The organism is Reyranella soli, assembly GCF_007992495.1.
In the GTDB taxonomy this organism is placed as follows: domain Bacteria; phylum Pseudomonadota; class Alphaproteobacteria; order Reyranellales; family Reyranellaceae; genus Reyranella; species Reyranella soli.
On record NZ_BKAJ01000243.1, the window covers coordinates 1 to 10,819 of the forward strand.

Annotated in this window: 9 protein-coding genes, 1 tRNA gene and 2 pseudogenes; 4 read left to right on the forward strand and 8 right to left on the reverse strand. The window is 58.4% G+C overall.

The window, feature by feature from the left end; translation table 11 throughout:
- Together RSO01_RS48695 and RSO01_RS43875 are read left to right on the forward strand one after the other, a co-directional pair.
- A pseudogene (locus RSO01_RS48695) lies at window positions 1–323 on the forward strand (hypothetical protein); the annotation flags it as partial.
- A gap of 156 nt (window positions 324–479) precedes the next feature.
- On the forward strand, window positions 480–2,006 hold the full coding sequence (locus RSO01_RS43875) for a Gfo/Idh/MocA family protein (RefSeq protein WP_170303825.1): 1,527 nt from the start codon (window positions 480–482) through the stop codon (window positions 2,004–2,006).
- A gap of 630 nt (window positions 2,007–2,636) precedes the next feature.
- On the opposite strand, the gene RSO01_RS48090 is transcribed toward RSO01_RS43875, so the two are convergent.
- From RSO01_RS48090 to RSO01_RS49680, 6 genes and pseudogenes are all read right to left on the reverse strand, one after another.
- A complete protein-coding gene (locus tag RSO01_RS48090; RefSeq protein ID WP_170303826.1) occupies window positions 2,637–3,080 on the reverse strand; it encodes a helix-turn-helix domain-containing protein in 444 nt (147 codons plus the stop codon).
- A gap of 85 nt (window positions 3,081–3,165) precedes the next feature.
- Window positions 3,166–3,516, reverse strand: a pseudogene (locus RSO01_RS50170) (hypothetical protein); the annotation flags it as partial.
- 593 nt (window positions 3,517–4,109) lie between these two features.
- Window positions 4,110–4,538, reverse strand: a complete 429-nt coding sequence (locus RSO01_RS43885) for a hypothetical protein (RefSeq protein ID WP_147156931.1) — start codon at window positions 4,536–4,538, stop codon at window positions 4,110–4,112.
- A gap of 213 nt (window positions 4,539–4,751) precedes the next feature.
- Entirely contained in the window at window positions 4,752–6,323 is a 1,572-nt protein-coding gene (locus tag RSO01_RS43890; RefSeq protein WP_170303827.1) for a recombinase family protein, read from the reverse strand.
- Window positions 6,320–6,778, reverse strand: coding sequence for a DUF2924 domain-containing protein (locus RSO01_RS50175; RefSeq protein ID WP_147156933.1), 459 nt, complete (start codon window positions 6,776–6,778; stop codon window positions 6,320–6,322). The genes RSO01_RS43890 and RSO01_RS50175 overlap by 4 nt, the downstream gene beginning before the upstream one ends.
- On the reverse strand, window positions 6,765–7,031 hold the full coding sequence (locus RSO01_RS49680; protein WP_147156934.1) for a DUF3489 domain-containing protein: 267 nt from the start codon (window positions 7,029–7,031) through the stop codon (window positions 6,765–6,767). Before RSO01_RS49680 ends, RSO01_RS50175 begins: the two co-directional genes overlap by 14 nt.
- A 33-nt stretch (window positions 7,032–7,064) precedes the next feature.
- On the opposite strand from RSO01_RS49680, the gene RSO01_RS43905 reads away from it, so the two are divergent.
- Window positions 7,065–7,517 (forward strand): hypothetical protein, encoded by a 453-nt coding sequence (locus RSO01_RS43905; protein ID WP_147156935.1) that lies wholly within the window; start codon window positions 7,065–7,067, stop codon window positions 7,515–7,517.
- 59 nt (window positions 7,518–7,576) lie between these two features.
- Here RSO01_RS43905 and RSO01_RS43910 read toward each other — a convergent pair whose 3' ends face one another.
- Window positions 7,577–9,715 (reverse strand): DUF4407 domain-containing protein, encoded by a 2,139-nt coding sequence (locus RSO01_RS43910; RefSeq protein ID WP_170303829.1) that lies wholly within the window; start codon window positions 9,713–9,715, stop codon window positions 7,577–7,579.
- Between the two features lie 393 nt (window positions 9,716–10,108).
- Between RSO01_RS43910 and RSO01_RS43915 the strand changes: the two genes are divergently transcribed.
- Window positions 10,109–10,182, forward strand: a tRNA-Gln gene (locus RSO01_RS43915).
- A 320-nt stretch (window positions 10,183–10,502) separates the two neighbouring features.
- On the opposite strand, the gene RSO01_RS49685 is transcribed toward RSO01_RS43915, so the two are convergent.
- On the reverse strand, window positions 10,503–10,819 hold a 317-nt coding region (locus RSO01_RS49685; protein ID WP_174825997.1), incomplete at its 5' end, for a M10 family metallopeptidase C-terminal domain-containing protein.

A 10,819-nucleotide genomic window follows, 5' to 3' on the forward strand; every position in this document is an offset into this window, starting at 1 on the left:
CCGCCCTGGTTCGTCTCCTCAGGTCAGTCATCCGCGAGCAGCCCCTGCTCATTGGCTACTACCTCAGGGCGCTTTATGCCTGCGCCCGCAATAATCGCGGCGCGCTCCAGGCGGTTGCAACAATGGCTGCCTTCTACCTTCACCTCGGACCGTTCTCCCGCGTCGTATCGCAAGCCATGGCGAGACAGATCGAAGAGATCGATAGTGGCAGATGGAGTTCCCCCGCGGCTCCGGTCGATTCGACGATGAGCGGGGAGGAATTTCTCAAGCGCCTCAAGAACGGTGCGCCGAGGAGCCATGCAGGACGTTCAGCGCACGCTTAGCTCCATGCGACTGCTACGTCGAGTGTAGAATACTCTGGGAGCTTGTCGCTCCGAGGATAACGTGCTTGGAACGTATTGTAGATGGCACACGCAAAAACATCGGTCATCGGCCGACGCAAATGGAACTTGGCCCGCCCCTTTCGCCACGATGGTGGCATGGCGTGGGTCGCCAGACTGCCGCCACAGCTGGGGGATGAGACCGACAATAATGACTCTCCTTACCGATCATCCCTGCGGCTGCTGGAGAACGGTACGGAACTTGGGCCTGCCCATGCGGTTCACGCGACCATCCAGGCCTCAGGCGATGGCCGGTACTCCTTGTGGATGGGCGTCGTTTACTTCTCCAGCTCCGATGGAAGCGACCCCAATACCAATGGCCGCATCTATTCGGTGGAGCGGCCTCCCCCGCTTCCAGACTCCAGAAGCGTTCTGCGCACCATTGCGCCAGTAAGCGGCATACAATGGTCAGCACCTGATCCGCCCCTTCGATGCGCGCTTGTGGGGCTCGGCAATCGTGGTCGCGCCCTGGCTCGAATTATCGCCGGCTTTGCTGGAGTTGAAATCGCTTGGCTTGTCGACGCCGCTCCGGCGCGCGTTGCACAGGTGCAAGCGGAAATCAACCTTCCGGAAACCCGAACCGGTACGGATTTCATCGCGGCGCTTGAGGACCCAGCGGTCGATGCGGTGTTCATTATGCTACCCGACCATCTTCATCGAGTCTTCGCGGAGCAGGCTTTTCGCGCCAGCAAGCATGTTTTTCTGGAAAAGCCAATCGCCAACACCACTGCTGATGGAAAGGCGATTGTCGCGGCCTGGATGGCCAGTGGCCGCGTCTTTCAGCTCGGCCATGTGCTGCGCTGGGCTCCATTTTACCAAGCGATCCGCAACGTCATCCGCCAAAACCTATTGGGGCCGATTCGAGTGATCAGCCTCAGCGAGCAACTCAGCGTCGCCCATGGCGCCAGCTTCCTGAGGCGATGGCATGCGGATGCTGATCCGTCAGGCAGCTTGATCGTTCACAAATCATGCCACGATCTTGATCTGGTCTGCTGGCTCCTCGATTCGCGCCCTCGTGTTGTCGGCAGCCTCGGAGGCTCGAGCACATTCCATAGGCCGGCCCCCTCGCCCTTCTGCTCGCAATGTGCGGTGAGAGCCAGTTGTCCCTACGTTGATGTCGGCCTTCACGAAAATCGGACCGAGGCCGAGCGCGCAGATCCGACTGCCTACGGCCTCGATCGCTGTGTCTTCCGGTTGGACGATCCGATCGTCGATAATCAGGTCGTGTCTTTCGAATTGGAGAGTGGCACGCGGGGCACTTACTACCTCGCGATGCAAGGACCAGTTCGAAGCGAAAGGAGGATAACGCTCATTGGCGACGCAGCACGGCTCGACGGCGTCTTCGAAGACGGCCGCTTTACCGTTGCCTATACAGAGCCCGACCGCCAACCACTTGTATGGTCCACAAAAGGACCCAAACTCAGCGGTCACGGCGGCGGTGACATCGCCAGCGTGACTAGCTTCTTTAATGCCTGTGTCGAACGATCCCCTTCGCCCATCAAGACGGCTCAGGACGCCTTGGCCGGCCTCGTTTTCGCCGCCTCCGCCGAACGCTCACGGACCAGCCATCAAATGGTGACCTTGAAGGATGAAGACTTTCAGCCTGAAAGTGTCGATAGCGGCTAGACATTTGGCATTGCCGAAACGCCAAAACCAACGGATCGCGCGCGGAAGAAATCAGTCTCTCTCAGCGTGCGGTTCCTCTCTTCTTGGTAAAGCTTGGGCTTAACAAGTCGCCGCTCTCGACGGTCCCGCGAACTGAGCGCTGGATGAGCGCGAGAGCCGTACCTTGGTCTTGTCGAAACGGATCCGGCGACGAGGTGAACCGTAGGCGAGCGAATGCCACGTCGTGTCGCGCCGCGGTTGACGTGCTCGTCGCCGTGCGATGAACGCCGTCTTTGATTGCTTGTCTATCCCGCGCCAAGCAAGGATCTTGGTACGGAGGACAGGCGGATGAGCCGGCCTCTTAACTTGGAGTGATCGACTTCGAGCCAACGCCAACTTTGGCCAGCAGTGTGGCAGCCGCCACGACGAGCAAGCGAAGCATGTTCTCCCCTTCTGCGTGCCTCCACATGACGCACAAACTTTCGACCTGTTTCGGGTGGGAGAGGGTTCCCACCGGGAAAGCTACCCCCGCCCCCGACTTATGCATAGACGGAAATACGCCATCGGCGCGGTATGTGGAATTTTTGGCTTCCCAACCCAAACTCTCGACGAGAAGCTCGAGCGAATGACAAAGCGTTGGACAGGTTCAGGCTACTCTCGGACACGCTTGGGCGCGTTGTGGAGACCAAGACGCAGAAGTGGGCGGATAACACATAGCAGGTCATGTTTTGGCTGGCTTTGAGCGCTCTCGATCTTGACCTGCCAGTGTGAAAGCAGCTGCGGCATGTTGAGATAGTTGCCGTCGAAACTGGCCAAATCGGCGAGTCGCTCTCTGTCGACTACGTTGATGGTGCGTCCCTTCGACAGGATGTTCAGCCGGCGAAGCTCCTGGAAGGTGCGATTGATGTGGACGATCGACAGGCCCGCCGCGTCTGCCAGGTCCATCTGGGTCAGCGGAATGGTTGCACTGTTGATGCCGACCGCTTCCCGCCGGGCCAGCTGCTCGCACAGGAGATGGGCGGCGCTGAAGCGCTGGCTGTCGGCCAGCGTTGAGCAATCTTTTGCGGAATATGCTGGCCTCGAGCATGCTGGCACGCCACAAGGCCAAGCCCAGTGATGGATATTGCGCTATCAGTTGCTCGAGGTCCTTGTGCTCGATGATGCCGATCGAGCAGTCCGTCAGAGCCGCTACAGCGACTTCATTGTTGGTTTCCGGCAACACATGCTGGTGAAGATCACAAAAGTCACCCGCATACTGAAATGCGTAGATCTGACGGTCGCCGTCCGGGAGCCGCTCATACAAGCAGGCGACCCCCTCCAGCAGCAGCGTTGAATGTCTCGCCGACCTGCCGGGGGCTAAAATGTCTTCGCCTCGGCGGATGCCCGCTCTCACCTTGATGCGATTGAGAACGGCATCCACTTCCGTGTCGCTGTCCACGCCCCAACTTCCGAGTTTCTGAATCAGAGGATCAAAAACCCGTCGGCCCGATCGGTTCAACAAATTGGTCATGTCTAACCCCCCAAGTCCCATCGGGACGAACAACTGGCGCTTCGCGCATTGTCGAGACGAGCATCCCCGCTCCCAGCCAGCACTATTGCCGGCCCAGTGACGATGATGCTGATGGTGCTGTTGAGGCCGCGCGGCGCTGCCGCACAAGCCTCAGCCAACGTAAGGCCGATCCGGTGGCCGAAAACAACCACTGCTTCGTGAAGACCAGCGCTGTGTGTGCGAGCCGTTGATGACTGACGACGTTGGAGCACGCCTGAAATGGCGCGTTGAGGATTTGTGCATCTGGACGACCGTGGGCTTTCCTTAAGCAGCGCAGTTAGGCGCTGAGATTGATCGACGCAAATCGTGCTGCGCACTGCTCCCTTTCCCTGACACGGGAAGGGTGCCTCATGCATGGTCTGACGCCGCGTCAGGCCGAACGAACCTTGGCCCGTGCTAACAAACTCAATCACGCTCGGCGGGCCAATGCCGTGTGGCCAGATTTGCGGCGACCATAATGACGGGGCGCCTCGCCATTGCCCCCGCTTCAAGTGGCGAATGCTCGCCCATATCGCCGCAGATCGTCATCCTACCGACGCCTAACAGGAAGCTACAAGCCTGTTTCGCCGAGGCGGTCAGCTGCATAGTGGCGGCAACACATCCTCGATCATCGATCGCAGTAGGCGCGACGGAACATCTACGTCGCAATCGTCCTGAGCTGCCGTAGGATCATTACAATAGAGAGCCCCCAAGAGCTTAAGTTTAATGGCGAGGCCTGCTTTGGTATGAGCGCGCGTCTCAGCAATCTGCTCATACAACGATTCCACTACCGTTCTGGCCGATGCTTCATCCTCTTCGCGAGCCAAGAACCATGTAGGAAGCTCGCGATCTTCAAGTACGGCCCGGTCTAGTTTGCGTTCCGCACATGCTAGTTTTGTTGCTGCTGCCTGCAGGATATGGTCCGCCGCGATTAGCTCTTCGGCCAATTCGAACAGACTAGCATCTTGTACTGCACGAGCGATCGCATACGACGATGTCGCTAAATCTCCAATGCCGCCAACCATACAACGTCTACGAATAGCTGATTTTCTACGTATCGCCGCCATAGCAACCCCTTTCTCTCGACGACACGTCCCTTCCTTTGCCGACGCAGTCAAGTCAAAGCGGCTGAGAGGAAGTTGTAAAGCCACGGCTAGTTGCAATCAGTGAACGAGATATCAAAGCGCGACGTTTTGGAACAACTCTTATCGGCCATGTCAAACCAGAGCTGTCTTCCGTCACCTAAGCGCTGGTGCAAAAAGCATTCGTTGCTTCTGCCAATTCATCGGGATACTCAAATCCGTCAGCTGGACGACACCCGTTTTCGCGATCAGCCGGTGACTGACGATGGCCTCAACAAGGTCTGGTGCCAAGAATGCAAGCTGCATGATACGCCGCACATACCCTGGGTTCATGCGCTCACGCCTTGCTAGCTCAGAGTAGGACCGCACAGCTCCCGCTTCCACCAGCTGCATCCAATAATGCGCCCGGCAAATGGCTCTCACCAACGGAAGAGCTTCCCTTTTGCTCCGATGCGGCGCCGCCGCGCCAAAAGTTTGAAATGTTAACCCCTTTCCTGCCCGCGCCACTACACCAGGTACTACGAGCTTCCGCGGCGTGCCCTCACGAAGGTATATTTCGACTTGCTCTTTGGCGATCACGACACGTTCGAGTGCATTTCGAAGGCCCGGTCTCTCCGTTCCACTATGCCAGCTCGTTTGATCATCAGAACGCCCGGACAGGTGTCGCTTTAAGGCGTTGGCGACCGTCTCCTCGATCAACGTCGCTGGCAGCCGCGCGACCGGTCCCGATCTGTGCTTGCGATTCTGCAGTACAGCTTGGCTGACATAGTAACGATAGCAAAGCCCTCCCCGCTTCTTGGTAAAAGTAGGGCTCATCAAATTGCCGTTCTCGTCATAGAGTAAGCCGCCGAGAGGACTATCGCTATCTTGGACCGGTCCTAGACGCTTACCGGGGCGCTGAGCTGACATCTGCCCCTGTACTTGCTGCCAGACATTGTGATCGATGATAGCCGCATGTTGGCCGGGGTATGACGCACTCTTATGTCGGACTCGGCCGATATAGACTTCGTTGCGAAGCAGGTTGTACAACGCGCCACGACCGTAGCGCGTCTCACCTAAGCACTTGCCTTTCTTGATCTTGATGCGTGCCAGCCGAGCGCGCAGTTCCGAATCGGCCATCAGCAACGTCACGGTCCCCAGCTCAAGGTATCGTCTGAAGATTGCTCTGACCAATTCGGCTTCAACTTCGTTGGCCACAAGTCGCTTCTCTATGAGATCGTAGCCAAGCGGCGCATTGCCGCCCATCCACATTCCGCGCCTCTTAGAAGCGGCAATCTTGTCACGGACGCGCTCGCTTGCAACTTCTCGCTCAAACTGAGCAAAAGACAACAATATGTTCAGCGTCAGCCGGCCCATTGAGGTCGTTGTATTAAACTGCTGCGTGACCGCCACAAACGAGGCCGTGTGACGATCTAGGATTTCCACGATCTTCGCGAAGTCGGCAAGTGAACGCGTCAAGCGATCGATCTTGTACACTACAATAATGTCGACGCGGTTCTGCGCGACATCGTCCATTAAGCGCACTAAGCCCGGCCGATCCATATTTCCGCCGGAGTATCCGCCGTCATCGTAGAGTGAACTAACCAGTTGCCAACCTTCATGTGCCTGACTCTTGATGTACGCCTCACAGGCCTCGCGCTGAGCCTCTAATGAATTGAAGCTCTGCTCGAGTCCCTCTTCTGAAGACTTGCGGGTATAGATGGCGCAGCGCCGGATGGATGTAGTCACTGTTGCGCCCGCCGATATCCGAAGAACGCAGGGCCCGACCATTGTGCACCTGTGATGAGCTTGGCGATCTCCGACAAGGACTGGTACGTGTGTCCTCGATATTCAAAGCCGCCTCTGCGGACGGTAACTCTGTGCCGAACGCCCCGCCAGCTGCGCACTAGGACCATACCCGCGGAAAGCGCCTGTCCCAACGACGGCATATAGTTCGGATCTGCCTTGAACGCCTCGTGGAGTTGCCCAAGCCGCCGGCGGACTTGCGGTTTTAGTGTGCCGTAAGCCCGGCACTGAAGCTCATATGCCAAGCGGCGACGAAGCAGATCAGCGCTCAGGTGTTGCGGAGGTCGTCCAATTCGGTCTGACCAAAGTTGACGTAGCGCATAAAGGTTTAGGTCGTTGAGCCCAGACACTGCGGCCTCTAGCTCAGGTGCGCCGGGCGCATCATCACCCCGTGACACGGTAAACTCGCTCGCCGTTGGCCTCCTTGGTAATCGTGACCGTCAGACCCTTGGTCTTCCTGGGTCCGGTAGAAATGGCAGCCCTTATTGTGTGAGGTTGCCAACCTAGTGCGGATGCAATTTGGCTAATGGTGGCGCCTTGCGGGCGGCGTAGCATCGCCTCCAACTGGGCAGCTTTGCTTTCCCCAACTTTCTTTCTCGGTCTGCGGAGCCGGCCCTCGCTGCCTGATTTGGCATTCCTCGTACTTGCCATGATGCCGAATTCCTCCAGGACAATGTCGGAGGCATGGATGCTTCCCTAGCTGGCGGACTCAAGCAAAAACCCGATCATGCCATTGCGAAATTCGCGCAGACCCGATCCATAGGTGGCTCAAATGCCCTGGGCACTTACTACCTTGCGATGCAAGGACCCAGGCGAAGTGAAAGGCGGATCACACTCATTGGCGACGCCGCGCGCCTCGATGGTGTCTTCGAAGACGGCCGCTTTACGATTGGCTATACAGACCCTGACCGCGATCCGATTGTATGGTCCATAAAAGGTCGCGAGCTCAGCGGCCACGGCAACGGTGACGTTTGCAGCGTGATGAGCTTTTTCAATGCCTGCGTCGGGCGGACCACTCCGCCAATCAAAAGGGTAGAAGACGCCTTGTCAGGCCTCGTCTTCGCCGCCTCCGCTGAACAGTCAAGGACCAGCCACCAGATGGTGACCCTGCAAGACGATGATTTTCACCTCCAATAAGGTATGACCAAAATTGCAGCACTTCAGGGGGCCTGATCCGGAGTCAAGTCGTCGTCGCTCTAAACTGGCTCGGTCCCCCGAAAGCTACGGCCAGAACTCTGCTTGTGAGAAAAATGGCGGATGTCTGTATCGCCCATTGCATAGACCGGCGCGGTCTCCCTGAACCCGAGTTCCTGTAGCTTAGCAATCAAGATCCTTTGCGACGGCACGTCCCGCACTTCGCCAAAGCGCGAGAGATCGATGATCAGATGGTCGAACAGGCGCAGCGACCAGATGACATTGTCGATCGCTTCCATCATCAGGTTGCTGGTGACGTTGGTTGACACCAACACGGTTTCGCCGCCGATATCGATCCGGTCGACCTGAAGAACATTCGGGAACAAACCCTGCACCAGCGACAGTTGGCTGGTATCGAAGCCTTGCCGTGACAGCGCGGCGGCCAGCGCAGTGGCTGCTTCGTAGCGACCTGCGTCAGATTCGAACCCCACCGTACTAAATCCGCTTACGGCCAGGCACAAGCTGAGTTCGCCGAAGCCAATACCAAGTTCAAAGAACCGCGCCTGCCTCAGAAAATGGGCGCGGCAATAGTCGACAATGGCCATGTCCGACGCGACGAACAGCGGACCGTACGGCAGCCTGATGGTGTAGTAATCGCCGGCGGCGCGCCGGTGGTCTGAACTTGCCTCGACCCATGCCCCGAGCCAAGAGATTGCCGCCTGTTCGAGTGCGCCAAAACTGGAGCGCGGCAGAGGCTCAGGCGGCGGGCCTTGCCGCGGCGGCACGAGAGCCTTCGGCTGGGGGTTGTCGAGCCTTGGAGGCGGTGTGCTGGCCGAACTGGCGATCAGTCCGGCATTACGCGACTCGTTCACGCCGACGACGTTGATCACGCTCAACGAGGCCGTGTCGATGTGGTCGTTCATTTCTCGCAGGGCCCGCCTTTGCCCTAGAGCGACGGCCGTCCTTATCCTGGCCGAATAAACGGTTGGCGGCGCAAACAAGATCTTGGCCAGGACCGGCGCCAGCTCGAGAAACGCGATGAACGCCTTGATCAGATAGGACATCTGGGTAAAGGCCGGCCCTCTCACCGGGTCGCGGCGAAGCTCATCCATGATGCCCAGGCGAATGATCGGATCGTCACGCAGAGGCAGATATACGCCGTCTCGCTTGAGCTGCGCTTCGTAATCGGCAATCAATGCAGGCCTCTGAGCTTCAAAGGCGGCCGCCTCGGCGCGCAGCGTCTCGAGTTCCTTGCGTCGGGCGGTGACAACCTCGCTTTCAGACGCAGTGCGCCGCTTGACGAGATCGCTGGCCTTGCCCTCGAGCTCCGTTGCCCTCGCCCGAAGAGCGTCAACCTCCTTCCGCAGCTTGTCATTGGCGTCGCGCATCTCTCGGACCGTGACAACCAGATTGTAGCAAAGGCTCGGCGCTTCGCAGCCGGGGCGGCCCGTGCGGTGGGGCTTGTCCTTAATCCCATAGCGCTCGGCGTAAATGTCCTCATTCATGTCATTTATGCGCTTTTCGTTGTCCGCCAGCGTGCCCTCGATTGTTGCAATGCGGCTGCGAGCGTCGGCTGCATCCCGTCGCAGCAGATCATACTCCTCCTGGTCGATATACGAGACGAAGCCCCTTTGCAGCGCGATTATCTCGCCTTCCACGCGGATGATGACGGCGCGCCGCGCCGCGGCTTTTTCATCGATGCCCTTTTCGAAGTCGCCGATCTTTTGGCGGTACTGGGCATTTTGCGAGAAGTTATCGGCAGCCATCCTTTCACGTATGGCCCCGTCAAACACGGCGAGTTCAGCGAATACCGATAGGGTGTAGGCGATGGCGAGAGAGATCAGCAGGCGAAGCGACAGCCTCCAGAAGGGGCGCGCAAAGGCGGCCAGGCGGCGCAAAGGCGTATTACGATCGCGATCGAGGTCGCGCGCATCATGAAGCAAGGCGACCGTGAACCAATCAAACTGAAACAAGGCGCGATCGAACGTTGTGACGACAGCGGCCACAATGAACGCCACGAAGACCCGGGCATAGATTTCGCCAAGGAAATAGCCGATCGAGTAGTAGGTCAGGCCGAACACGACGACGAAGTTCAAGAGCAGGGAAAATCCGAGCTGGGCTGCCCACACCCGATCGGTGGCAGGACAGTCCTCCAGGGCCACCGGGTCCACGCCGGCAATCTTGCAAAAAAATGCCCGCACTCTCCCGCTCCTTCGAACATTCCGAACACGCAGACCTGCGGCTGAGCACGTTCTTGCCGATTGGCCCGAAATCTCCCGACGCCAAGCGGTCGGAAGAGCCCGTTCGCCACGCCCCCTTGGCGACGGGTGATAGGCCGCAAAGCTCCCTCACCCGCCTGAAGTTGAGCCTCAAGCGCGAGCCTACCGCTCCTCCTTCAGAATTTGAATTGCGGCGTTCAGCGCTGTGGTCGCGATATCCACAGTGTCCGTGCTCGTTTTTAGGTGGACGCCGCTCACTCTGTCAGGCCTACATTCGACAAATGCGGCAGAAGGGGGACGTAAGGCCGCTTGCCAAGCAGCCTCGCCATCGCTAAATCCAAGCGCCGGCCCTTCCGTGCCGCCTTGGGCGCAGTTTGGGGGATAGTTTAACGGTAGAACAACCGGCTCTGACCCGGTTAGTCTAGGTTCGAATCCTGGTCCCCCAGCCAAGTTTCGCTTTTGGCCAGATTTTCCGCGGCTTTAGGATTCGCCCGTATCGTCAAGCCGGCAAATCAAGGCGCACTAAAAGGTGTCACGAGCCGCCGGCGCAGTGAACGGCAGTGTGTGCCAGTCTTGGACTTCTAGAATCGGCCTCGCCCCCCAATAGCCATCGAATTCGCATCTGTTGCGGCGACTATCGGAGACCCCTTACCTCTCAGAACTCATTGGTCTTGTTTTCCGGTGAGGCACTGTTAGGTACGGGGCGACCGCGCATGAACTTGGCGGCATAGCGAAAACTCACTTCCCGACGAGTATGAAGTCGTCCTCCTTACAACAGGAAGTCGACAACGGTCAGCTGGGCTTTGAGGACCCCGGTGAGCGCCATTAAGTTGTCCGGATCGAGGGTTATGAAGACGCCAGAGCCGACGTCGGTGGTGGCCGCCATCAGGCTGTCGAAGTCGGCGAAGTGATAAGCGCTGACGTCGATCAGATCGCTGCCCGGCGTGAAATCACATACGGTGTCAGTGCCCGAGCCAGTGCCGAATACGAAGGTATCGCTGGCCGCCCCACCGATGAACGTGTCGTTGCCCGCGCCGCCATTGAGGCTGTCGGCACCGGCCCCACCAATTAGATAGTTCGCAAGCT

What these genes read in the sequence shown, in the direction of transcription:
- RSO01_RS43905 (WP_147156935.1), top strand. Translation starts at nt 7,065, where the DNA reads ATGGATGCTTCCCTAGCTGGCGGACTCAAGCAAAAACCCGATCATGCC.
- RSO01_RS43885 (WP_147156931.1), bottom strand. Translation starts at nt 4,538, where the DNA reads ATGGTTGGCGGCATTGGAGATTTAGCGACATCGTCGTATGCGATCGCT.
- RSO01_RS49680 (WP_147156934.1), bottom strand. Translation starts at nt 7,031, where the DNA reads ATGGCAAGTACGAGGAATGCCAAATCAGGCAGCGAGGGCCGGCTCCGC.
- RSO01_RS43875 (WP_170303825.1), top strand. Translation starts at nt 480, where the DNA reads ATGGCGTGGGTCGCCAGACTGCCGCCACAGCTGGGGGATGAGACCGAC.